Source organism: Micromonospora sp. NPDC049275 (assembly GCF_043197115.1).
Lineage (GTDB): Bacteria > Actinomycetota > Actinomycetes > Mycobacteriales > Micromonosporaceae > Micromonospora.
Genome location: NZ_JBICSN010000002.1, coordinates 802,283 through 826,008, shown reverse-complemented (window position 1 = coordinate 826,008; position 23,726 = coordinate 802,283). Strand labels below are relative to the sequence as shown.

Sequence of the window (23,726 nt, the reverse complement as noted above, 5' to 3'; positions counted from 1 at the left end):
GGGCGGTTCACGTCGCACGTCTTCGGCGTTCACCCCCGGGTGATCGGCTGGCCCGGAAACCGCACACGACGAAAGGATCGGCGATGAGGGCAGCACACCTCGTACGCCCCAGTCTGGCGCTGCTGCTCGCCGCGGGGCTGAGCACGCTCGCGACCCCGGCCGGCGCCGCCCAGGCCGCCTCCGCGACGACGTCCGCGTCGACGGCGGACTCCGCGATCAAAGTCACCTCGACCGAGCAGCTCGCCCCCGGCGTCACGTACGACTCGTTTGAGGTGGGCACCCCACGCGGCGTCACCGTCGGCTACCTGCTCACCGCCGACCTGCGCAGGAACAAGGTCTCGCTGGACCTCCTGCACCCGGACTCCGTCGCACAGCGCCAGGTCGTCTCGACGATGACGAACGCGCAGGGCGCCATCGCCGGCGTCAACGGCGACTTCTTCAACATCAGCGAGACGCACGCCGGGGTCGCACCGACCGGCTCGTCCTCCGGCCCGGAGATCGCCGACGGCGAGCAGCTCAAGTTCGCCGTGCCCACCGCGCAGCGCTTCGGCCCCGGGCTCGCCCCCGGCACCTCGACCCGGGACGTGTTCGGCGTGGGCGCGAACGGCAGGGCCCGCGTCGACACCCTGAGCCTGGCCGGCGAGGTCCGCAGCCGCAAGGGCACGGTCACCCTCAGCGGCCTCAACCAGTACGCGCTTCCCCTCGACGGCGTCGGCCTGTTCACCTCCGCGTGGGGCGCGGCCTCCCGGGTACGTTCGACCTGCGGCAGCGACACCAACCGCAACGACCCGTGCAGCACCCACACCTACGAGGTGACCATTCGCCACGGTGTGGTGACCGCGGTGGGCCAGACGCCCGGCGCGGGCGCGATCCCCGCCGACACCGAGGTGCTCGTCGGCCGCGAGGGCGGCGCGGACGCGCTCGACGACCTGGCCGTCGGCGACCGGGTGCAGGTGCACGAGAAGCTCACCTCCGCCGGTGCGCCCAAGCTGACGTTCGCGGTCGGTGGCGCTCCGATCCTGCGTGACGGCGCGCCACTGGCCGGCCTCGACACCAGGACCGCCGCCGTGCGCAGCGCGGCCGGCGCCAGCCCGGACGGCCGGACCGTGTACCTCGTCGCGCTGGCCGGCCGTGCTCCCGCCAGCGCCGGCCTCACCATCGCCGAACTCGCCGATCTGATGCGGACGCTCGGCGCGCACGCCGCCGTCAACCTCGACGGCGGTGGCTCGACGACGGTCGCCGTCCGTGAGCCGGGCCAGGCCGCGGCCACCGCCCGCAACAGCCCCTCCGACGGTACGGAACGCGCGGTCGCCAACGGCATAGGCATCTTCGTCGGCCGCCACTGACGGCCCCCCACCTCCCCGTCGATCATGAAGTTATCGCCGCGACACGCCGAGGAGGCGCACAATAACTTCATGATCGACGCGGGACGGTGGGGGCGGGGCGGCGGCCCCGCGTCGACACGAAGTGGTACGACATGACGGCGAACGAAGGGTCACGCAGCAGTCGGCGGAAGGCGGTGAGCTGCTGGGGCGACAGCCCCGCCGCCAGCAGGTCCGGTTCCAGCTGACGGGAGTTGGTCTCGTAGAGCGACGCTCCGGTCGACCCGCCGGCCCAGCTCTGCGAGTGGGTGCTGGTGTCCACCTCGGTCAGGCCGGCGAGGATCATCTCGGTGTGCACGTCCTGCGCCCACCCCAGGTCGGCGCCGTGCTCCTGCAACACCTCCATCATGGCGTCCATCACCTGCGTGAACAGCTTCGCCGCGTCGTCGCTCGGCGCGTTCAGCACCCGCACCGGCGTGGTGCAGTCGAACTCCTCCACGAGCAGCCAGCCACCGGGCGTCAGCGCACCGGCGAGGGTACGCAGGACCCGTCGGCGCTCGGGTAGGTGCAGCAGCACGAGACGGGCGTGGACCAGGTCGAACGCGTCCCCGGGTGGAAGGTCCATGCGAACGTCGTGCCGCCGTACGGTCAGGTTGCCGTCGGCACGCAGGTGCGTGGGGTCGATGTCGGTGGCCAGCACGCCGCCGTCCGGGCCGACCGCGCGGGCGATCCGCCGGGCCATCGAGCCGCCACCGGCCCCGACCTCCCAGCAGTGCGACCCGAGGCGCAGCACCGGGCGGGCCAGGCGACGCATCGTGATCGGGTCCAGGAAGGACTCCAGCGCCCGCATCTGCGGGACCGCGTCCGGTGCGCCGTTGTCGAAGGTGTACGCGCCATCGCTGGTGGGAGTCGCCATCGTCTTCTGCCTCTCCGAGAGGAAACGGGTGACCTACGGGGTGTCGGCCCAGAGTCGTGGGGTCGATCGGTTGGTCGGGGGCGGCGGCGGGGTGGCGGCGACGCTCACGAGCGCCTCCAGGGGGCCCGGGTCGCTGCGCGCCTCGACTGTCGGCCGGTCGTAGACGACCCGGCCGTACTCCAGCACCGCCACCCGGTCGGCGACCTCGATCGCGTGGCGGAGCTGCTGTTCGACGAGCAGCACTGTCAACCCGCCGGCGGCCAGGTGGCCGATGAGGTCGCGGACCCGTGCTGCCAGGTCGGGGGAGAGCCCCTCACAGGGCTCGTCGAGCAGCAGCACCCGTGGTTGACCGAGCAGCGCGCGGGCGATGGCGAGCATCTGCTGCTCACCGCCGGAGAGCTCGCAGCCGCGGTGGCGCAGCCGTGCCGCGAGCCGGGGCAGCAGTTCGAGGATCCGGGGCACCGTCCAGCCCTCACCGCCGGGTGTCGCGGCACGCCACGGCGACGCCGCCAGGACGAGGTGCTCGGCCACCGTCAACCGGGAGAAGACCCGCCGGCCCTGCGGGACGAGGCCGACGCCGGACTGGGCGACCCGGTGGGGTTGCCGCCCGGCCACATGGACGCCGCCGATCTCGATGCGGCCGCTGGAGGCGCGTACCAGCCCGGCGATGGTGTGCACGAGGGTGCTCTTGCCGGCCCCGTTGCGGCCCACCACGGCCTGGATGCTGCCCGGGTGCACCCGCAGGTCCACCTCGTGCAGCACGATCCCTCCGGCGTAGCCGGCGCAGAGCCGCTCCACGTACAGCATCAGGACACCCCGTCGGCGTAGGCCTGCCGCACCGGCGGCGAGGTACGGATCTCGTCAGGTGTGCCGGCGGCCACTGTCCGGCCGTCGCGCAGCACGGTGACGGTGTCGCAGAGGGCGTACACCAGGTCCAGGTGGTGCTCGACAAGCAGCACGGCTACCTGCCGGGGCAGCGCCACCAGCAGCTCGGCCAGCCGGGCCACCTCGGTGGCCGACAGGCCGGCCGCCGGTTCGTCGAGCAGCAGCAGGCGGGGACGGCCGGCGAGGGCCATCGCGATCTCCAACTGCCGACGCTGCCCGTGGGCGAGGTGACCGGCCGGCACCGCCGCGTGGTCGGCCAGGCCCAGTTGGTCGAGCAGCCCGGCAGCGACCAGGCGGGCCGCGCTCCGGGTCCCACCGGGTGACCACCTGTGGCGTCGCATCGTTCGGGGCAGGGCGGCGACCTCGACGTTCTCGATCGCGGTGAGGGTCGCGAAGACCGCGGGTCGCTGGTGGGTCCGGTTGATGCCACGCCGCGCCCGCGCCGCCGGGCCGAGCCGGCTGACGTCGCGTCCGGCGAAGCGCACCGTGCCGCGCTGCGGCCGTGTCGTCGCGCCGAGCACATTGAGCAGTGTCGTCTTGCCGGCCCCGTTGGGCCCGATCACGGCGTGCCGCTGACCGTCGTGCACGCACAGGTCGACGTCGGTGAGCGCGGCGAGCGAGCCGTACCGCACGCTGATCCTCTCGGCGCTCAGTAGGCAGGTCATACGCGCAGCTCCGGCGTCATGTCGCGGTCGCGGGTCGGGGCGGCGTCCGGTGGGCGCGGCGCGGGGACCGGACGCGGGCGGCGGGCTCGGGTGACGCCGGTGGGCAGCAGGTAGACAGTCGCCACGAACAGGACGCCCAGCACCAGCGGCGCGTGCCCGGGCAGCACCCCGAACAACCAGTCGCGGACGGCGATGACGAGGACCGCCCCGACCAGCGCGCCGCCGACCGACGCGGTGCCGCCGATGACGACGCCGAGCAGGAGCAGGGCGGAGGTGTCGAAGCCGAAGTCGGCGGGGGAGACGTACTGCTGGGCGACGACGAGCAGCGAGCCGGCGGCGCCGGCGATCGCCCCGGCGGCGACGTGCGCGCCGGACAGGTACAGCGGCACGCGGTGTCCGCTGGCCCGCAGCCGCATCTCGTCGTCCCGGCCGGCGCGCAGCAGCACCCCCGCGCGGGTCCGTAGCAGCAGCAGGACCGCGCCGACGAGTGCCGCCACGACGACGAGCGTGTAGAGGTAGCGGGCCCGGTCGGTGGCCAGGACCGGCAGTCCCCAGAAGGGACGGACCCCGGCGATGCCGGCCAGGCCGTCCGTGCCGCCGGTCACCGACCGCCAGCGCCCGAGGACCGTCACGACGAGTTCGCCGATCGCCAGGGTGATCATCAGGACGATGACGCCCCGGGCCGGGACGACCAGCGGCAGGGTCACGGCGGCGAGCGTCGCCCCGGCGAGCGCCGCCACGGCGACCTGCACGACGCCGACGTCGGAGACCTGGCTGCCGAGCACCGCGCTGGCGTACGCGCCGGCGGCGTACGGCGCGGTCTGGCCCAGGGTGGGCATGCCGGCGACACCGGTGAGCAGCGCCACGCTCACCCCGACCAGGCCCAGCGCCAGCGTGCGGGCGAGGATCGCCGAGGTGTAGTCGTCCACCACCCACGGCGCCACGAGCAGGCCGGCCAGGACGAGCGTCGCGACGGCGGCGCGTACCCGGCGCAGCACCTCGTCCCTCACGTCGCCGCCCACCGCAGGGCCAGGCCCCGCGCCCGCACGGCGAGCACGGCGGCCATGGCGGCGAACAGCAGGAACGGGGCGGCGGACGGCAGCAGCGCCACGCCCAGGGTCTGGATCTCGCCGATCGCCAGCGCCGCGAGCAGGGTGCCCACCATGGACCCGAGGCCGCCGAGGACGACGACCACAAGCGAGAGCAGCAGCACCGTGTCGGCGGTGTCCGCGCCGGGGCCGATGATGGGCGCGCCCAGAACGCCGGCCGCGCCGGCCAGCGCGCCACCGGCGGCGAGCACACCCACCCTGATCCGCGCCGGGCTCACGCCCAGGCAGGAGACCATCTCCGGGTCGTCCACGGCGGCACGGACCAGCATCCCGGCCCGCGTCCGCCGCACCGTCAGGTAGAGCCCGGCGGCGAGCGCCGCCGCCACCACGATGAACACCAGCCGGTACGCGGCGTAGCGGTGCCCGGCGACCTGTACCGACCCGTCGAGGGCGGCGGGCACCAGTACCTGCGGATCGTCGGGGCCGAAGCCGGCGACGAGCAGGCTGCCGCCGGCCAGCGCCACCCCGAAGGTCAGCAGCGCCTGGGTGAGGTGGTTGCCGCTGGCGACAGGTGTGAGCAGGCCGGCGAGCAGCGCACCCGCCGCGGCGGCGGCCAGCACGCCGACCCCCAGCGCCAGGGCCAGGCTCACCCAGCCGCCGTCGAACACCGCCGCCGCGGTGTAGCCGCCGATCGCGTAGAGCATGCCGTGCGCCAGGTTGAGGATGTTGGCGACGCCGAAACAGAAGACCAGGCCCGCCGCCGCCACGAAGACGAGCAGCCCGTAGGCGACACCGTCCAGCGCCGGGATGACGTACGGGTCGATCCGGTTCGGGCCGGCCGCCACCGCGATCACCGGCCGATGGTCGCGAGGTCACCCACGACGGTGTTGGACAGCGCCCGGCCGTCCTGGCGGACCTGACGCAGATACCACTTCTGCACGGGCGAGTGCGTGACTCCGGAGAACTGCCACGCGCCGCGCGGGCTGGCGATCTGCCCGAGCTTGCCGATCTGCGCGTTGATCGCCTCCGGCGTCGGGTCGTCCCCGGCGGCGCCGATGGCCCGGTCGAGCACCGCCGCCGCGTCGTACGACGCGAGGGCGTACGTGGTCGGCGACCCGTCGTGCTTGGCCTTCCACGCCGCGACGAAGCCCCGGTTCTCGGCGTTGTCGAGGTCGGGGGAGTAGTTGAGCACCGAGAAGATGTCCCGGGCCGCCTCGCCCTGCGCGTTGAGCACGCCGCCCTCGGTGAGGAACCCCGCCGCGTACAGGGGAATGTCCTTGATCTCGGACTGCGCGTACTGCTTGACGAAGTCGACGGCGGCGCTGCCGGCGTAGAAGGTGTACACCGCCTGCGCGCCGGACGCCTTGATCCGGGCGAAGTACGGCGTGAAGTTGGTGGTGGCCGGGAACGGGGTGAAGGTGGTCTTGCCGTCGGGGTTGGCGAGCGTCCCGCCGGCCTTGGCGAACGCCTCGGTGAAGCCGCGCAGCTCGTCCCAGCCGCCCTGGTAGTCGGGGCCGATGGCGTACACCGAGCCCTTGACGTTGTCGCGGACGTGCTGGGCGATCGCGGCGCCCGGCTCGTCGGAGAGGTACGAGGTGTGCCAGACCCGGGAGACGTCCTTGATCTCCGGCCGGCCGTTGGAGCCGACGAGCGGGACCTTGGTCTCCTGCAGCAGGGGGTAGACGCCGGCGACCGACCCGCCGCCGACGATGCCGGTGAGCGCGGCCACCCGGTCCTGCTTGAGCAGCTTGGTCGCCGCCGGCACGGCGGTCGCGGCGCCGTTGCCCTCGTCGGCGACGACCAGGTCGACCTGCCGGCCGCCGAGCTTGCCGTCGTGCGTGTCCAGGTACAGCTCGAAGCCGTCGCGGATCTCCTTGCCGACGGACTGGTACGTCCCGGACAGCGAGGCGAGCAGACCGATCTTGATGGATCCGCCGCCGGTCGTGCCGGGGTCGTCGGCGGCGCAGGCGGTGCTCGCGGTCAACACGAGGGCGAGCAGCCCGGCGGCGAGAACCCGGCCGCGCGCGGGGGTGGTGAGGGACATGTCGTCTCCAGGGGAAGGGGAGGGGTCGGTCGGTGGGGTCAGCGGCTGCGGGCGAGCGCCGCACGGGCCGCGGGGGTCAACGCGTCGCCGATCCGGTTGGCCAGCTCCGTCATCTCGTAGGAGACCTTGCCCACGTCGCACTCGGGCGCGGCGAGCACCAGCAGCGACGCCCCGTCGTTGAAGGCCATGGAGAACATGAAGCCGCCTTCGAGCTGGGTGACGTTGGAGATCACCGCCCCGGCGTCGAAGAACGCCGCAGCGCCGCGCAGCAGGCTGACCAGGCCGCTGCCGGTCGCGGCGAGCTGATCGGCCCGGTCCGGCGGGAGGTCGCGGGTGGCGGCCACCATCAGGCCGTCACTGGAGATGGCGATCGCATGGCTGACCTCGGTCGCGCGCTCGGCGAAGCTGTCCAGCAGCCAGCCGAGGTCCTGGTGGTCGGTCACGTGCTCTCCCTGTCGGTCATGAGTTGCCGAGGTTGATCGGGGTCCGCCGGCGGGCCGCCACGCCGCGCGCGTACGCGGCCATCGCGGTGGCGACCTGGGCCGGGTCCCGGTATTCGGAGCGTTGCTGCGGCGGGGGCGCGGTGACGCCGCCGGGCACCAGGTGCCGCTGCGGCTGTCGTTTGGGCAGGCCGGCGTTGGTGGTCGCGGCCACGTCGGGGGTGTGCGCCGCAGCGGCGGTACGCCAGGCGTCGTCGGCGGGGCTGGACCACTGCCTGTCGTCGGAGGCGTCGACGCCATCGGCGTGGAACCAGTGGTTGACCTCTTCGAAGATGAGCAGCTCCTCGGTCGGCGCGTCACCGGTGCTGGCGCGGGGCGTCGGGCGGAACACGGGCGCCGCCGGCAGGGGCCTGGCCGCGGGGGCGTGCCCGGCGGTCGGCCCCGGCCGGTACGGCGGGGGTGCGGACGTGCGGGCGGCCCGCCGCGACAGCCGACCGGGCGCGAGCAGGTACTCCTCCGGCGGCAACGACCGGATGATCGCCGCGGGCAGCGTCGCCTCGGCGAGGGTGCCGCGGCGGGGGCCGCGGCGCAGTTGGACGCTGGCGCCCAGGCGGGCCGCGAGCTGACCCACGACGACCAGCCCCATGGCCCGCACGGCGGCGACGTCGATGGCGGGTGGCCGGGCCAGCAGGTCGTTGAGCTGCTGCAGCCGCTGTGCGGGCAGACCCACGCCCTCGTCGCTGATCTGGATGATGACCCGGTCGCCGAGGCTGCGGCCGCTCACCCAGGTCTCGCTGCCCGGCGGCGAGTACGCGGTCGCGTTGTCCATGAGTTCGGCGAGCAGGTGCACGACCTCGTCGACGGACTTGGCGGCCACGGCGACGTCGCCGTCGACCATGCCGAGCCGGATCCGCGCGTAGTGCTCGATCTGGGACAGGGCCGCCTGGAGCACCTGTTGCAGCGGTACGTCGTGTTGGCGTACCCGGCCCACGCCGACGCCGCCGAGCACGAGCAGGCTGGCGTTGATCCGGCCCATCCGGGTCGCCAGGTTGTCCAGGGTGTAGAGCTGGTGCAGGCGGTCGGGGTCGGTCTCGTCGCGTTCGACCCGGTCGACCTGCGCGAGAACGGCGTCGACCAGTCGCTGTTCACGCCGGCTGAGGTGGATGAAGATGTCGGCGGTGTTGGCGCGCATGACCGCCTGTTCGGCGGCGGTCCGCACGGCGGCCTGGTGCACGGCGCTGAACGCCTGGCCCAGCTCGCCGATCTCGTCGTCGCTGGAGGGTTCGAGGGCGGCGGTGGACTGTTGGCGGGCCAGCTCGTCGGGGTCGACGCTCGCGCTGTCGGGGCGTTGCAGCCGAGCCACCACGGCGGGGAGTTGTTCGAACGCGACGGCGTTGGCGGCGTCGCGCAGGCGTCGCAGCCGGCGGGTGATCTGCCGGGCGACGGCCCAGGTCACCAGAGCGGTCAGCAGCAGCGCCAGCAGCACACCTACCGCCTCAGCCACGGCCCTGCGGCGCTGGTCGGCGTGGGCGGCCCGGACGTCGTCGAGCACCGCGACGTCGACGCGGCCCCGCAGGTCGGCGAGGCGGGCGACGCGTTGCTGTGTGGTGGACACCCAGTCGACGGTCGCCAGGCGCAGCGGCGTGCCCGGCTGGGCGCGGGACACCTCGTCCTGCATTCGTTGCAGGGCGAGCGCCTCCTTGCCGGTGCCGGCCTGCTCCCACCAGATGCTCCACTCGACCGGGGCGAGGGCCAGGAACGACAGGCTCGACTCGGTGTAGCTGGTGCGGGCCGCGGTGATGTCCTGCTGCGTGGCGGGGGTCAACTCGCCGGCCGCGGTGGCGCGCAGCACGGCGACCTGCTGCTGGCCGATCGCCTCGGCGGTCTTCGACAGCGCGGCCGAGGCCCGGATCCCGTCGGCGAGCCGGGCGTTGACGACGCCGTGCGAGACGTTCTCCCGGAAGGTGATCAGGTCGGCGATCGCGATGCGGTAGCTGAAGGTCATCGCGGACACCGAGGCGTGCTCGGCCGTACGGACCTGGGTGCGCAGCGGGGACAGGCCGGCCAACGCCGCGTCGATGCGGCGCAGGAGCGCCGCGTTGGCGTCGGTGGGCACCCGGTCGCGCTGTCGGCGGTATCGCACGACGGCGGCATCGGTGGCGGCCAACTCGACTCCGAAGGCGTCCTGCTGCTGCCCGTCGGGGTGGGTGAGCAGGTCGGCGGCGGCGACGCGTTCGCGTTGCAGCCGGTACGCCAGGTCGCCGGCCTCGGCGCCGAGGCGTGCCACCACCTCCAGGTCGCTGGCACGGGTCGTCTGGCGCGCGCTCTCGGTCAGCGCGAGGCCGGCGAACACGATGACGGCCACCAGGGGCGCCGCCACGATGAGGCGCATCCGCCCGGCGATCTTCCAGGCGCGACGACCCCTCGGGTAGGGTCGGGCCGCGTGGGACCTCGTGCTCGACGCCAAGATTGACTCCCACGACTCGTCGATGACGGTCTATACGCACCTTGCCGAATGCAAGTCCCATTCCGCCGGAACCCGCGCTCGGAGGCCAGACCTGACGGTGGTACAAACTGGCCGTACCAGCATCTGTACCCACAGTCAGCGGCCGGTGGCGCCCCGGCGGCCGGTCGCGGGCGCTCCCGCTCAGCGCTTGTCGTCGAGGTGCTCGGGCGCGCGATGCGGCCCCGGGTCGTCCGCCTCCGGCTGGCTGCTGAGCACCTGGCCGATCAGCTCGCGCAGCTCGTCGATGGCGTCCACCACGGCGCCCGGGTCACGCGCGTCGCGTCGACCCCGCTGGCGCGGCACGGGCGGATCGAGTCGTGCCTGCTCCGCCGATCGTGGACCCCGCCGGCCGTCGGCCGCCAACTGCTCGGCCGCGACCTGCGGCCACAGCGACGCCAGCACGCCGCCGGTGTCGAGCACGTCGTCGCAGCGCACCGCGAACTCGTGGCTGCCGAAGCGGCGGCCCGACTCCACCGCCGCGACCGTCTCCCGGCTGAACCGCACCAGGTCCGCCAGGGCCCGCTGGGTCAGTCCCCGTCGGACCCGGCAGTCGCGCAGCGCCCAGCGGAACTGTTGGCTGGCCGCGGAGTGAGCGGCGCTCGGCGGGGGAGTGTGCTCCATGCGCTCACCTTCGTGGCACCCGCGAATCAGCAGCAGGTTCCAGATCGAGATTGGCCGATGGGCTGAACATTCATAGGGGGCAATTCTTAACCCTGGACACGATGGGTGTGAAGACGTGCGCCGAGACGAATCGCCGCGCAAAGCGCACGAGGCCACCTGCCCGACGCGTCCGACGGCACCGGGGGGCGCGTCGCGCCGAGCCCAACCGGCCGCGTCGGTTGGCCCGCAGGTCAGCGCCGCTGGCGTCCTCGTCGTCAGGCGGCCCGCGCCTCGGTGGCGGCGGCCGGGGCCGCCGTCGGGCCGTCGGCGGGCGCGAGAATATCGATTGTCGCGACGAGTGTGTGATGTGCGCGAAACGAAACATTGGGCTGAAACGAACGGCGGTGCTCGGGTGTCAGACGGAGGCCGGGAATGGCCTCGGCGAGTCGGGTGAGAGCCACACCGGCCTCCAGTCGCGCCAATGCGGCGCCGATGCAGAAATGCGGGCCGTGGCCGAACGACAGGTGGTCGGTGGCGTCGAGGCGGTGCGGGTCGAACCGGTCCGGGTGAGCGAACACCGCAGGGTCCCGGTTCGCCGCACCGATCATCAACAGACAGCGCGCGCCCGCCGGAATGGTGACCCCACCCACTGTGGCGTCGCGTCGCGTGACCCGTAGCCAACCGTCGATGGCGGGCGCGAACCGGAGGGTCTCGGTCACGAAGTCGGGCACGGATCGCGGGTCGGCGACGAGCGCGCGCCACCGCTGCGGTCGGGACAGGGCCTCGTCGAGCGCGTGGGCGAGCAGGCCGGCGGTCGTCTCGTGCCCGGCGACCAGGAGGTTGAAGGCGAGGCTCGCCACCTCCGGCACGGTCAGCACCGCGTCGTCGTCGTCGCGGTAGGCCAGCGCCCGGCTGATGAAGTCGGCCTCGTCGTGTGCGCCGTCGAGCCGCTGCCGCACCAGGTCCTGGCAGTAGTGCCAGAACTCCAGCAGACCCCGGGCCAGGCGTACCTGCTCGTTCGGGTCGGGCTGCCCCCAGATCAGGGCGACCTGACCGTCCGCCCACCGGCGGATCTGGCCGACGTCGGCGTCGGGCACCCCGAGGATGTCCAGGATGACCAGCAGCGGAAGCTCGGTGGTGAACTCGCCGACGAGATCCACCCGCCGGCCCGCTCGGGCGACGAGCCGGGACACCAGGTCGTCGACGCGGCGGCGGACGATCGCGCCGTACTCGGCCTCGGCCCGGTCCGCCGTGTTGGCGAAGGTCGCGCGCAGCGCGCGCCGGGTGCGGGGGTGTGTCGGCGGATCGGCGGCGGCCGTCGTGGGTGGCGCGTCGATCTGGGTTATGACGCTCATCGCCTCCGCGCAGACCTCGTAGATCGGGGCGAGGGTGAGGGCGTTGCCGAACGTCGCGGCGTCGGCGAGGGCGTGCCGGACGTCCGCGTGCCGACTGATCAACCACAGGCCCAGATCCTCGGCGTAGGTCACCCGGTCGGGATCGTCGAGAATGCGTCGCCAGGCGCTGGCGGGATCGGTGAGATAGACCCCGGAGAACGGATTCAACTGCATAGAACGCCTCCTGTAACACCGCGCGAAACCAGCGGCGCTCGCATTCCGTACGTCGCCGAAGGCGGGCCGACAATGGCGCACATCTGCCGGGTTCTCCTCACGGTGCGCCGCCCCGATGCTCAAGTCAAGATTGGTGGGTGTCTATTTGCTGGCCGCGCCAATTGTCTATTGCAGACCCGTTCCGGCCCTGGCCGGCTGCACCTTGCACCCGGGTGCTTGCCGGATCCGTCGCACTCGGGCAAGGCCGATCGCCTGACTCGCGATCCCGGTCGGACGGTGGGATTGCCCGATTGCGCACTTCTCATTCCTGGGCAACGATTCCGTGGAACGCAGGTGATGCCGCAGCACCAGTCACGCCGCCGGCGCCGGCTCAGGCGCCGGCGCGGCGGCCTCCGTTGCTACGGTGACCACATGGGACCGGAGGCACAGCTGACCCTCGACGCGATGGCCGCTGATTTCGTGGTCGACCTGTCCAACGTCATGCGCGACGACCGACTCTGTGGTTCCCGCCCGGTGGATCTGCGTCGATTTCTCGACCTGCTCGCCGCGCTCGTCGCGTACACGGGCGACGAGGCGGTCCAGGTGTACGCCGTGGCGGACCGGTCGCTGCTGCGCCAGCCGGGTCTGACCGCGGACGAGAAGGCGACGCTGCGCAGGTGGTACGAGCGCGGCCGGATCGAGGTCAGACCGGGCGCCGACGACCGGCTCATCGAGCTGGCCGAGACCGCCGAACTGCGGGTGATCAGCCGGGACAACTTCGAGGACGCCTACCGCGAACACCCGTGGATTCCCGGCAACCGCGACCGTTTCCTGCGTTTCGAGCCCGGTCCGGGCGGCGCGGGCGTCGTGGTCGTGCCCCGCATCATGCCGACCCCGCCGGAGTGGCACATCTCCCGCAAGGAGGAGGAGAGTCGCCTGCTGCGGGCGGGGATGTACGACAGGCGTCACGCCACGGGCGCGCGGCGCGACCTGCTGACCCGGCAGTGGCGCTGCCCGCGGCACGACTGCCCGATGTTCGGCGGCGACGCCGCCGTCGACCAGCCGGTTCCCGTCTACCGTCAGGGAGTCGTGCGCTGTCCCACTCATCACGAGCCGATGGCCGACATCGGGCCAAGCACTCCCCGGGTCCAGCTGAAGGTGCGCATCGACGGCGTGTCGCTGGCCCGCTTCATGGTCCGCGCGGACGCGGCGGTCGTGGTGGGTCGGGCCCCGGTCGAGCCGGGTGGGGTGGCTCTCGCCCCCTGGCTGACGCCGTCGGCGCGCAACTGGATCAGCCGCAGACACGTGGAGTTGAGCTGGGACGGGACCGCGCTCGCGGTCCGCGATCTGAGCGCCAACGGCACCCGGATCCGTCGTGAGGACACCTCGGAGACGGGTCGGCGGATCGGGGCGGGGCGTCCGTGGCGCCTGCGCAAGGGCGAGGTCATCGTGTTGCACGAGGGCGTGGAGTTGGTGCTCAGCGGGCGCGCATTCGTGTTCGAGAACCCGGCGCAGCCGCCCGTACCGCGCGGGGCGCTGGCCGAGGAGGCGGCGACACCCACCATGATCCGGCGGCCGAGACCGCGATGAGCATCGAGGGAACCAGGCTCGCCGGCCGATATCGGGTCACCGCACGGCTCGGCGCGGGCGGCCACGGGACGGTGTACGCGGCCCAGGACGAACGGTTGCGCCGGCTGGTCGCGGTCAAGCTGCTGATCGAGGACGCCGATCCCGAGTTGCTGGCCCGGTTCCAGCGTGAGGCCGAGATCCTCGCCATGATCAAACACCCGAACGTCGTGGCGATCTTCGACGTGGGGCGGCACGACGACGGCGCGGCGTTCGTGGTCATGGAACACCTGGCCGGGCCGAACCTCGCACACGTCCAGTACGACGCCGGCTGCCTGAGCGTCGCACAGACACTGCGATACGCCGTCCCGGTCGCCGACGCGCTGGTCTGTCTGCACGAGCATCCGACGCCGGTCATCCACCGTGACCTCAAACCGCAGAACCTCGTGCTCGACGCCGACGGGACGATCAAAATCTGCGACTTCGGTGTCTCCACAGTGCCGGAGGCGATGCTGACCCGGCTCACCCGACCGGGCATGGTGCTGGGCACCGCCGCGTACATGTCGCCTGAGCAGTGGCGGGGCGACGCTCCGGACCGCGCCACGGACATCTACTCCCTCGGCGCCGTGCTGTACGCGCTGCTCGCCGGCGGGCCACCGCTGCGCATGCAGGGCGGCCACGTCACCTGCGCGCGGCGCGTCGAGCGGGAGACCCCGGAATCCATCGTCGACCGTTGCCCCTCGGTGCCGCCGGCACTGGCCGACCTGATCCACGCGATGCTCGCCAAGTCAGCCGCCGCTCGGCCCACCGCGCGAGCCGTGCGCGACGCCCTGCGTGCGACCGCGACCGCCGACGCGGCCCGGTCTCCGGCCGGCGACGTCGACCCCGCCGTGCAGGAGGGTGACCTGCTGCTCGCCGAGGGCCGGTACGCGGAGGCCGCCCGGCACTTCACCGACCTGGCCCACCGGCTGCGCGACGTCGGCGACGTCGATCCGGTGGCGCGTGTCGCCGCCGAGTTCGGTCGGGTACGCAGCAGGTTCGGCCTCGGCGAGGAGGCCGTCGCGTCGCTGCGGCTGGTCCGGCTCGAGGCCCGCGCCCGGGCCGCGCTGGGCGACGACCATCCGTTGGTCCGGCAGATCCACGCCTACCTGGACGTCAAGAGTCGCTAGCGCGGTCCCACACGGTCGCCGTGGCCCCGATCCCGACCGCTCCGTCGCTGGTGATCGAGTCGATGACGAGCAGCACCATCCGGGCCTGGTCGGTCTTGAGGCAGACGACGTCCTTCCTGGCCACTCGCAGCTCGGTCGTGCCCTGGGTCGAGACCAGCTCCCGGCACTGCTGGAAGGTGGGCGTCGCCCCGCCGGTCCACATCGCCATGGTGCTCGCGTCGCCGTAGCGGATCACCGGACCGGGCAGCGGCATCCCGGCGTCCATCTCGGCCACTTCCGGATCGACCGCCGGCGGCACCGGATCCAGGTCGATACCACGTCCACCGATCCGGATGGGGCCCGTCCACTGGACCGCAGGCGTTCGCGGTGTGGCGGCCACCGAGGCGGTCGGTGTCGGCGAGGCCGGGGCGCTGGCCGACGGACCAGCGGCCGCGGCGGTGCTGGACCCGCCGGTGTCCGCCGAGCCGGTGCGGTCCCCGGTCGAGTCGGGCCGCATCGCGATGCCGATCCCCACTCCGCCGGCGAGCAGGACGACGCCGAGCGTCGCGGCGAGCAGGACGCGCCGTGCGTTTCGTGGCCGGGACGGGCCGGGCACGGCGGCCGACGGCGGGGCGGTGGTCACCTCCGGGCGGCTGCCCGCGGGCTCGGCGATGATCGAGGCCAGCGCCGCGCCGTGGGCCGCGACCGTCGCGGCGACAGGCTTCGGCAGCCAGTCCGCGCCGAAACGGGGGACACCGCCGCACGCCTCGATGATGTGGGCCGTGGTCGGCCGGGCCGCGGCGTCTCGCACCAGGCAGGCCTCGAACAGCGCCCGCAGCTCCGGCGGGCAGCCGGTCAGGTCCGCCTCGGCCTCGGCGACGCGCCGTAGCACGCTGAGATAGTTGCCGTCGCCGAAGGCGGTCCGCCCGGTGGCGGCGAAGAAGCCGACCGCGGCGAGCGTGAAGACGTCGGAGGCCGGCGTCACCGGCGTGCCGTTCGCCTGCTCGGGTGACATGAAGGAGGGCGTGCCGATGGGCGTCTGACTCACCGTGAGGTGGGTCGCGTCGACGGCGCGGGCGATACCGAAATCGATGACCCGTGGCCCGTCGGCGGCGAGCAGGATGTTGCGGGGGGACAGGTCCCGGTGCACCACGTCGGCGGCGTGGATCGCCTGCAGTGACTGCGCCACGCCGGCGAGCATCACCCGCACCGTGCCGACCGGCAGCGGACCGTCGTCCCGGACGGCCGCGAGCAGCGTGGGCCCGGGCACGTACGCGGTGGCCAGCCAGGGTGTCCCGGCGTCGGTGCCGGCATCGACCACCTGGGCGGTGTGGACACCGTGAACACGCTGCGCGGCCTGGACCTCCTGGGCGAAGCGCTGCCGGAAGGCGGCGTCCTCGGCGTATTCCCGACGCACGACCTTCAGCGCGACGGCCCGGCCTCCGGGGGTGAACGACAGGTACACCTGGCCCATCCCGCCGGCGCCCAGTCGCGCGCGCAGCGGATAGCCACTGATCTGGCGGGGATCGTCGCTGGTCAGAGGTGTGAACACGGACGATCCCCTCCTCGCGTGGGTGCGGCGGGGTCACCGCTATGAGCGCCGCACCGAGCGGGCCCATGGTAGCGCCGACGGGGCGCCGCGAGGGGGCGCGACCCTGGGGGCGTTCATCCGTCGGCGCGCTGGCCCGCCGGCGTGGTCAGGTGGGCCACCCAGTCGCATAGGCGGCCCAGCGTGCCCGCCGATTCGAGCAACGACAGCCCGCCGCCCACCATCGCCACGCCGGCCGTGGCGGCGACCATTCCGATCGGGTACTCCCGCGCCCGGAACGCCAGCAGGCCCAGCACGGTGACCGCCGCCCCGCTGAGCGCCAGCAGCGCCCCGGCGAGGGCGTCCCGCCGCTCGGCGAACACGAAGACGAGCGTCACACCCGACCAGCACAGGCCGGCCACCGCGACCACGACGGCGGTCACCACGGACCCCTCGCGGGCCAGGCTGACGCTGGCCGGAACGCTGAGCACGCCCAGCACGCCGGCCCGGGACCACGACACGCGGGCCTGGCGCAGCAGCTCGAGGCCGGCGCTGTCCGCGCCGAAGAGCTGCCGGCGGTGAAGCAGGACGAGGAGGCCCACCAGCACGGCGAAGGTCCCCAGGGTCACCCCGACGAAGCGGGCGCCGGCCCGCTCGACGTGCCCGGCGTCGGCGACGACGAACAGCCCGGCGGTGCAGACGCTGATGCCCGCCAGCGAGGTCAGGGCTGTTGCCCGCTCTCGGGCGACAAGCGCGGCGCAGGCGATCGCCACGACCGCCACCACTGTGAGCGGTCCGGCCCACGACGCCGGCGTCGTCACGGCCAGCGCGACACCGGCGACCGCGACGGCGAGCAGGATCCGGGGCAGCGCCTCGGCCAGCGGGGCGCGCTCGTCGAGTCGATGGTGGCCGTACACCACCGCCACCACGAGCAGCACCGCGCCGACGGCGACCGGTGGGAGGACGGTGGCCAGCTGGTTCAGGGCCACGGCCGAGCCCGCCGGGCCCAGCCACCCGACCAGCCGCAGCCGCCACCGCCCGGTTCCGCCCCGCGGCGGGGAGGGCTGCGGTTCGCGTACGGACGACATGCCGCCAGCCTCGCACCCGCGCACCAGTCCGTACGAGTGCTCGCCGCCGGCCGAGGTGCGGCCGGCGGCGAGCGAGGGGGTACGGATCAGGAGTACGGCAGGCGCAGCACGGACTGGTTGCCCACGCCCACTGTGGTGGGGTTGTTGCCGATGGCCGACCAGACCTCCACCCGTACCGTGCCGTTGCTCAGCGTGCCCAACGAACCGGTCGCCGAGGCCAGGCCGGCGGCCTGCGTGTAGTGCTCGTAGCCGGCGACCGGATCGGTGGCGAAGTAGCGCCACGTCTCCGTCCGGTCCCAGCTGCCGTTGCCGGTCAGGTCGTAGGACACGCGCACCTGCACGCCGTTTCCGACGGCCGTGCCGGCGTCGAGGAACAGGTCGAACGCGGTCTGTGCCCCGGAGTAGGCGAGGTTGAGGCCTGTCGCCGTGAAGACCTGCGGGTTGGTCGGCGTACCGTCGTGATTTCCGTTGGCGGCCGCGACGGTGGTCGTGGCCGCGCTGCCGGCGGCGCCCAGCCCGCCACCGGGCAGCAGATAGCGCGTCGGCGAGCCCGAGCTCGGTGGCGGCGTGGTCGGTGCGGCCGTGGTGGGTGGCGCGGTCGTCGGCGGGGCGGTGGTGGGCGGCGCGGTCGTCGGCGGGGTCGTGCTCGGCGGCACGCCGCCGGAGGCGTTGCCACCGCTCCAGGTGTACGCCCCGGTGGTGGCCGTCCGTCCGGCCGCCACGGTGAGCCGGGTGCCGGTGGAGAACGTGACGGTGATCGGGTTCGCCGTCGGGTTCGACGCCACGTAGGTGCGTGCCCCGTTGCGGGAGAAGACCGCGCTCAGCGGGTGGTTGGCGGTGACAGTCGTGTCGACGGTGCCCAGCGCCGCCAGGTTGCGGATCCAGTGGAAGGTGTGCGCGCGGCTCTCCCCCTCCTCGGGCGTGTAGCCGGGGTTGGCACGCAGGTTCGCCAGGGCCGCGTCCGGGTCGCCGAGGGCCTGGAACTGCCAGAGGATGTCCTGCCACACGGTCGGCGGCCCGCCGTTGTTGCGGACCAGTTCGGCGTAGTTGGTGCGTACGTACGCCGGGTTGTTGCCCAGGTAGAGGTGCCCGCCGGTGACCGGCAGCAGGTTGATGCCCTGGATCATCTCCGGCTCGCCACTGAACCAGGTGGCGTACGCGCCGCCGTCGCCCCAGACCATGCCGACGGTCGAGTGCCCGAAGCCGGCGGGGAAGTTCTGGTCGCTGGCGTCGAACCAGTACTCCTGAATGGCGGCGGCCTGCGTCGTGTAGAGGAAGACGCCGGCGTCGCGCACTGCGGTGTCGCCGGTGACCTGCCCCCACTGGATGAGGGCGTTGGCGAAGTTCATCCCCTCCGACGACGACTCCTGGTTGTTGCCGGAGCCGAACGAGCCGTGCCCGGACGCCCAGTCGTGGCCGGCGTAGATGTCGAAGTCCCGCAGGTACGGAAAGCGGGTGTCGTCGCGGCGGTAGTTGTTGGCGTCGCGGATCAGCAGGTCCACCATGCCGCCGTAGCGGCTGGTCGCGGCCCACGCCCTGTCGAACTTGGCGAGCGTCGCGGCGGCGGCGATGAAGTAGCCGTAGTGGAAGTGGTGGTCGTTGAGTTCCTGGTCGGAGCCGTACGACGCCGGGTAGCCGATCAGGGTGCCCCAGTTCGCGTCGTAGTAGAACAGCCTCTGGGTCTTGCCGCTGGACGCGGTGAACCAGTCGGTGAGGGTGCTGCGGATCGCGTTCAGCGCGCTGTCGCGGGTGGCCGTGTCGTTGACCAGGTCGGCGACCTCGGCGAGCCGGGCGGCCAGGCCCAGCCCCTTGCCGGTCCAGTACGTGTCGTTGCCCCGCTGGTCCATCGGGTTGCCCTGGGCGGCGGCCAGCTGGCCGGTGAGCGTGGCCAGGTCCGCGCCGCTGCCGTCGCCGACGGCAGGCAGTTCGGGCAGGACCCCCTGGAACGCCATGGAGGTCCGGAACTGGGTGACGCCGGTGAGGACCTTCATCCGGCCCCGCGCCGACGGGTAGGTGGGCGTGATCGGCGTCGAGCCGGCCAGCGACTTCCACTGGTGCGGGTAGAGGCTGACCACCGTCTGCGTGGCGGTCCCCTCCCGGGCGGTGGTGGTGAACGCGTACGTCGTGCTCAGGCCGTTTGTCGTCGGGTCGTAGGTGTAGGAGACCCGGGTGCCGGTGACGTGGGCGTGCGCGTACCGGCCGTAGGTGGTGGCCAGGTCGGCGCGCTCGGTGGCGTTCGCCGTCGGGGGCAGCAGGGCGACGGAGAAGTAGCCGCGACCGGCGAGGGTGGAGGAGATGCGGCCGCCGCTGACCGTCCAGGTCGCGCCGCTGGGCGCGTACGCCGCGTAGTCGTGGCCGTTGACCCGGAAGCCGACGGTGGCGCCGCTGGTGGACCAGACGTCGGCGGTACCGGACGTGTTGATCACCGCGTCGCCGCCGCTGGCCTGGAAGTACGCGAACGGCAGGCCGTGGCCGATGGTGGCGCGAAGGGTGCGGGTCCCGTCGCTCCAGTACGGGCTGACCGTCCAGTCGGTCCAGCCGTCCACAGTGACCCGGGGCGCGGCCAGCCCGGCCACGCCGACGCGGATGTCCTGCACGTACGGGTAGTGGTACTCGCCGACGCCTGTCGCCGTGCCGCTGATGGCGGGCGTCGAGTTGGCCGAGAAACCGAGACCGTCGGTGAACGTGTCGTACGAGGTCGGGTGGGCGTGCAGGGGCTCGCTGAAGGCGCAGTCGGTGCGCTTCCACAGCAGCGAGGACCACCAGTCGTTGGTGGGCACGGCACCGGTGGGCGCGTTGGCGGTGGCGTACTGCCGGGGGTTGGCCGACATCGCGCCGCAGCCGGTGGGGAGCGCGCCGACTCCGGTGGTGGTGTAGCTGCCGGCGCCCACGGGCGCGGCCTCGGCGGCGCGGGTGACGGGGATCGTGAGGCCACCGACGACCAGGGCCAGGGCGGTGGCGGCTGCCAGGGCCCAGCGGCGGTGGGGGACGGGAGGTTTCATGGTGCCTCCATCGCGCGTCCCGGTACGGACCGTGTCGACCCGGGCGCTTAGCGTCTGAATTGCGGAAAACGTCGATCGAGAGAGCGCTCTCTCAGTCGGCACGGTAATCGATCGTCGAGATGCCCGTCAATGTGTCGGTCCGGTTGCGTGCTGATGTCGCAAACTGATCGCCCGCCGTGCGGCTAACTTTCCGCCGCGCCGGCCCCGTCCAGCTCGGTGTGCAGCGCGTCCGGCGCGCGCATCCGCCACGCGTCGGTCACGAGCTCGTTCAGGCGGTCGACGTCGACGGCCGCCAGGCGCAGCATCACCAGCGGCAGTCCGTCGTACCCGGAGGTCGTGAAGAAGACCTCGGGCTCGCCGAGCAGGAGGGCCTGCTTCTCGGCCTCGTCCCCGACGAACAGCACCGCGATGTCACGCCGGATCACCCGCGGCCTGCCCGGCCGGCGCTCCGGATAGGACCAGACGAAACCCTTGTCGGCCACCCGGAAGTCGAAGCCGTCGCTGTCGATCTCGACCGTGTGGGGCAGGGCCAGGGCCAGGCGGCGTACGTCGTCGGCGTCAGCCACCCAGACCCCGCACCGCGCGTGCCATCAGCATGTGCCGAGGTTACGCACCGGGACCGACAGCCGGCGGGCGGGCCGCCGACGGCGGTGTCAGCCGGCCGCTACGGCCAGGTCGACGGCCGTCGCGCCGAGGACCGCCTGGTCGCCCTCGCGCTGGACGTAGCCGATCACCGTGGCCCGGCGAGGGTCGAGATCCGGCGGTGTGGCCAGCTCCACCCGGCCCTGCTCGGCGTCCAGGGGCAGCGACGCGAAGGCGCGCACCACGTTGTCCTGCCGCAGCGTCCGGCCGGCGTTCTCGCCGCGGGCGATCTCGCTGTCCAGCCCGCGCTGCACGACCGCCACGTTCACCACGGCACGCTGCGGCGGCCTTTGCACGCGATAGTCCAGCGTCATCGGCTGTCCGCCGTCCGCGACGTCCGACACGGACAGCGCGAGGGGCGCGGTGACGGCCGACGTCAGGGCGGACGCGATGGCGCTCGCCGCCCGGCGACGGTCGGAGCCGACGAACTCCACGGTGCCGTTGACGATCATCTGCGGGGTGTAGAGCCCGCCGGTGCCGAAGCCGCGCGCGTACGCCTCCTGCCGCGCGGTGTACGCCGCGTCCGCGAACTGGTCGGGCCAGCCCAGGTCGTCCCAGTAGTCGACGTGGAAGCCGAGGGCGAAGACCTGGTCACCCCGCGTCCGGGCGTCGTGGTCGATCTCGGTCAGCAGCTCCTCGGCCGGAGGGCAGCTGTTGCAGCCCTGCGAGGTGAACAGCTCCACGACGGCGACGCCTCCCGTCGCCGGGGACGGCGGATCCGACGAACGGGCGGGGTCCGACCCGTGGGGCGACGGGTTCGTCATGGCGTCTCCTCCCAGAGCTGCTGGCGACCCCTGCGATTCCCGTTACCGCACCGACAACGCCTGGTCACCGGGGCCGCGAGGGCCGATGGGTGCGTCCATGGCCGGCGGGTGCCGCACTACCACGAATCCGCCGTTGCACCCAGCAGTGCCACTTACGGGTAAACACCGTCGAAGCGGCGTCATCCTCCGATAGCTTGCTAATGAGAGGAAACCTCGTATTTCCTTCCCAAAGCGGCTAAGGAGTCAGTAATGAAGCGCAGCGTAGCGCTAGCGGCGGCCCTCCTGGTGGGTCTGACCAGTGCCGGAACGCTCCCCGGAGCTGCCTTCGCCGACGGCGGCGGCCCGGCGGGCAACCACGACGAGCGCGGGGGAGGTGGAAACCACCACGACAGCGAGGGCGCGGTCTTCGTCCAGACCAACAAGGCCGAGGGCAACACCATCAAGGTGTACGACCGGGACGAGGACGGTCGCCTCAGCAAGGCGGGCGAGTACGAGACCGGCGGGCTGGGCGGCTTCACCATCGGCGCGCCGCTGGACGCGCTGGCCTCGCAGGGCTCCCTCGTCTACCACAGGGGGCTGCTCTTCGCCGTCAACGCCGGCAGCAACACCGTGACCGTCTTCCGCGTCGACGGCACCCGGCTGCACAAGCTCCAGGTCATCTGGTCCGGCGGCCTGCTGCCGGTCAGCATCGCGGCCCGCGGTGACCTCGTCTACGTCCTCAACGCCGGCGGCGAGGGCTCGGTGCAGGGCTTCGAGCTGCACAAGGGTCGCCTGTCGCGGGTCGAGGACGCCAACCGGTCGCTCGGCCTGCACAACGGCAACCCGCCCGCGTTCGGGACCGCCCCGGCCCAGGTCAAGATCGACCCGGACAGCGAGTTCGTCCTGGTGTCGACGAAGATGGCCAACGTCATGTTCAGCTTCGAGATCGGTCGCGACGGCGAGTTGGCCCGCCACCCCGTCGTCAGCGACGCGGGCAACACGCCGTTCGGCTTCACCTTCGACACCGAGGACTCGGTGCTGGTCACCGAGTCGGGTGCGAACGCGGTCAGTCGGTTCGAGCTCGACGACGACGGCGCGCTCGACCAGGTCGGGCCGTCGGTGCCCAACGGCCAGCAGGCGCCCTGCTGGATCCAGCGCGTCGGCGACTACTTCTTCGTCGCCAACGCCGGCAGCTCCACCATCAGCTCCTACCGTGTCGACGACGACGGCAAACTGCAACTCGTCAAGGAGGTGGCCGCCGACACCGGTGGCGGGTCGATCGACATGACCACCAGCGACGGCTTCCTCTACGTGCAGAACGCCACCGCCGGCAACGTGCAGGGCTACGAGGTGCACGACGACGGCTCCCTGAGCCTCGTCACCACCGTCGAGGGACTGCCGAAGTTCACCGACGGCATCGGCATGGAGGGCATCGCCGCCTCCTGACGGTCGACACACCGCTGGTCCCGGTCGCCTCCGACCGGGACCAGCGCGCGTCCCAGCCGGTGATTTCGGCGGTGTCCGCCGCGGGGCAGAAGAGCATCGCCTGCAGGTCGTGTTCGCCGCGATCGGCGTGGCCGTCACCGCCGCCGCGTACGGCCGCCGACGCCTCTGACGTCCCCGGGCCGGTCCGCTCCGCCCGGCGCGCGGGCGGACCCGCCCGCGCACCGTGGCGACGACCGCAGGTGGTCGCCACGGGCGCTGTGCTTGGATGGTCCGGTGCAGTTCACCGTGACAGAGGCGCCGACGCGGGAGCGGTTCGAGGCGCGCGACGAGACGGGCGCGGTCGCCGGGGTGGTCACCTACCAGCTGACCGGCGCCATCATCGCCTACACCCACACCGAGGTCGATCCCGCGTACGAGGGCCACGGCGTCGGATCGACCCTGGCCCGCGCGGTCATGGACGACGCCCGGGCCAGGGGACGCACAGTGGTGCCGATCTGCCCGTTCCTCGCCGAGTGGCTGGTCAAGCACCCGGAGTACGAGAACATCGTCGTGCGGTCCACCCGAAAGGTGAAGTAGCGCCGGGCTCAGT

General features: G+C 72.8%; 20 protein-coding genes. 5 read left to right on the top strand and 15 right to left on the bottom strand.

Going from position 1 to position 23,726, the window contains the following annotated elements:
* Positions 1-83: 83 nt before the first annotated feature.
* The gene (locus ACGFIE_RS09260; RefSeq protein WP_393292738.1) at positions 84-1,346 is read left to right on the top strand and encodes a phosphodiester glycosidase family protein; all 1,263 of its coding nucleotides are present in this window, start codon (positions 84-86) and stop codon (positions 1,344-1,346) included.
* A gap of 67 nt (positions 1,347-1,413) precedes the next feature.
* Here the strand turns inward: ACGFIE_RS09260 and ACGFIE_RS09255 are convergent, their stop codons facing one another.
* The 10 genes from ACGFIE_RS09255 to ACGFIE_RS09210 all read right to left on the bottom strand — a co-directional run bounded on the left by ACGFIE_RS09255 (position 1,414) and on the right by ACGFIE_RS09210 (position 11,995).
* The gene (locus ACGFIE_RS09255) at positions 1,414-2,238 is read right to left on the bottom strand and encodes a class I SAM-dependent methyltransferase (RefSeq protein ID WP_393292736.1); all 825 of its coding nucleotides are present in this window, start codon (positions 2,236-2,238) and stop codon (positions 1,414-1,416) included.
* Positions 2,239-2,271: 33 nt separating this feature from the next.
* Positions 2,272-3,045: an ABC transporter ATP-binding protein gene (locus tag ACGFIE_RS09250; RefSeq protein ID WP_393292733.1), complete on the bottom strand. Its 774-nt coding sequence runs from the start codon at positions 3,043-3,045 to the stop codon at positions 2,272-2,274.
* On the bottom strand, positions 3,045-3,788 hold the full coding sequence (locus ACGFIE_RS09245) for an ABC transporter ATP-binding protein (protein ID WP_393292731.1): 744 nt from the start codon (positions 3,786-3,788) through the stop codon (positions 3,045-3,047). The genes ACGFIE_RS09250 and ACGFIE_RS09245 overlap by 1 nt, the downstream gene beginning before the upstream one ends.
* Positions 3,785-4,798, bottom strand: a complete 1,014-nt coding sequence (locus tag ACGFIE_RS09240; RefSeq protein ID WP_393292729.1) for a branched-chain amino acid ABC transporter permease — start codon at positions 4,796-4,798, stop codon at positions 3,785-3,787. The genes ACGFIE_RS09245 and ACGFIE_RS09240 overlap by 4 nt, the downstream gene beginning before the upstream one ends.
* The gene (locus ACGFIE_RS09235) at positions 4,795-5,691 is read right to left on the bottom strand and encodes a branched-chain amino acid ABC transporter permease (RefSeq protein WP_393292727.1); all 897 of its coding nucleotides are present in this window, start codon (positions 5,689-5,691) and stop codon (positions 4,795-4,797) included. The genes ACGFIE_RS09240 and ACGFIE_RS09235 overlap by 4 nt, the downstream gene beginning before the upstream one ends.
* Positions 5,688-6,881 carry an ABC transporter substrate-binding protein gene (locus ACGFIE_RS09230; RefSeq protein WP_393292725.1) on the bottom strand — a complete coding sequence of 398 codons (1,194 nt, stop codon included), beginning with the start codon at positions 6,879-6,881 and terminating at the stop codon, positions 5,688-5,690. Before ACGFIE_RS09230 ends, ACGFIE_RS09235 begins: the two co-directional genes overlap by 4 nt.
* A 38-nt stretch (positions 6,882-6,919) precedes the next feature.
* Positions 6,920-7,324, bottom strand: coding sequence for a roadblock/LC7 domain-containing protein (locus tag ACGFIE_RS09225; protein ID WP_007460021.1), 405 nt, complete (start codon positions 7,322-7,324; stop codon positions 6,920-6,922).
* 16 nt (positions 7,325-7,340) lie between these two features.
* Entirely contained in the window at positions 7,341-9,713 is a 2,373-nt protein-coding gene (locus tag ACGFIE_RS09220; RefSeq protein WP_393292722.1) for a nitrate- and nitrite sensing domain-containing protein, read from the bottom strand.
* 255 nt (positions 9,714-9,968) lie between these two features.
* Positions 9,969-10,448, bottom strand: coding sequence for a helix-turn-helix transcriptional regulator (locus ACGFIE_RS09215; protein ID WP_393292720.1), 480 nt, complete (start codon positions 10,446-10,448; stop codon positions 9,969-9,971).
* 254 nt (positions 10,449-10,702) lie between these two features.
* The gene (locus ACGFIE_RS09210; protein WP_393292718.1) at positions 10,703-11,995 is read right to left on the bottom strand and encodes a cytochrome P450; all 1,293 of its coding nucleotides are present in this window, start codon (positions 11,993-11,995) and stop codon (positions 10,703-10,705) included.
* A gap of 411 nt (positions 11,996-12,406) precedes the next feature.
* Here ACGFIE_RS09210 and ACGFIE_RS09205 point away from each other — a divergent pair, with 411 nt between their 5' ends.
* Complete coding sequence (locus ACGFIE_RS09205) at positions 12,407-13,564, top strand: FHA domain-containing protein (RefSeq protein ID WP_393292716.1); 1,158 nt, start codon at positions 12,407-12,409, stop codon at positions 13,562-13,564.
* Entirely contained in the window at positions 13,561-14,709 is a 1,149-nt protein-coding gene (locus tag ACGFIE_RS09200) for a serine/threonine-protein kinase (RefSeq protein WP_393292714.1), read from the top strand. The genes ACGFIE_RS09205 and ACGFIE_RS09200 overlap by 4 nt, the downstream gene beginning before the upstream one ends.
* On the opposite strand, the gene ACGFIE_RS09195 is transcribed toward ACGFIE_RS09200, so the two are convergent.
* From ACGFIE_RS09195 to ACGFIE_RS09175, 5 genes are all read right to left on the bottom strand, one after another.
* A complete protein-coding gene (locus tag ACGFIE_RS09195) occupies positions 14,696-16,240 on the bottom strand; it encodes a serine/threonine-protein kinase (protein WP_393292712.1) in 1,545 nt (514 codons plus the stop codon). The genes ACGFIE_RS09200 and ACGFIE_RS09195 overlap by 14 nt on opposite strands.
* A 113-nt stretch (positions 16,241-16,353) precedes the next feature.
* Positions 16,354-17,304 (bottom strand): hypothetical protein, encoded by a 951-nt coding sequence (locus ACGFIE_RS09190; RefSeq protein WP_393292710.1) that lies wholly within the window; start codon positions 17,302-17,304, stop codon positions 16,354-16,356.
* 86 nt (positions 17,305-17,390) lie between these two features.
* Complete coding sequence (locus ACGFIE_RS09185; RefSeq protein WP_393292708.1) at positions 17,391-20,306, bottom strand: glycosyl hydrolase; 2,916 nt, start codon at positions 20,304-20,306, stop codon at positions 17,391-17,393.
* 182 nt (positions 20,307-20,488) lie between these two features.
* The gene (locus tag ACGFIE_RS09180; RefSeq protein WP_393292706.1) at positions 20,489-20,872 is read right to left on the bottom strand and encodes an MmcQ/YjbR family DNA-binding protein; all 384 of its coding nucleotides are present in this window, start codon (positions 20,870-20,872) and stop codon (positions 20,489-20,491) included.
* Positions 20,873-20,959: 87 nt separating this feature from the next.
* Positions 20,960-21,712, bottom strand: coding sequence for a DUF1223 domain-containing protein (locus ACGFIE_RS09175; protein WP_393292704.1), 753 nt, complete (start codon positions 21,710-21,712; stop codon positions 20,960-20,962).
* 249 nt (positions 21,713-21,961) lie between these two features.
* Here ACGFIE_RS09175 and ACGFIE_RS09170 point away from each other — a divergent pair, with 249 nt between their 5' ends.
* Positions 21,962-23,137 carry a lactonase family protein gene (locus tag ACGFIE_RS09170; protein ID WP_393292703.1) on the top strand — a complete coding sequence of 392 codons (1,176 nt, stop codon included), beginning with the start codon at positions 21,962-21,964 and terminating at the stop codon, positions 23,135-23,137.
* A 273-nt stretch (positions 23,138-23,410) separates the two neighbouring features.
* Positions 23,411-23,713 (top strand): GNAT family N-acetyltransferase, encoded by a 303-nt coding sequence (locus ACGFIE_RS09165; RefSeq protein WP_393292701.1) that lies wholly within the window; start codon positions 23,411-23,413, stop codon positions 23,711-23,713.
* Positions 23,714-23,726: the final 13 nt, after the last annotated feature.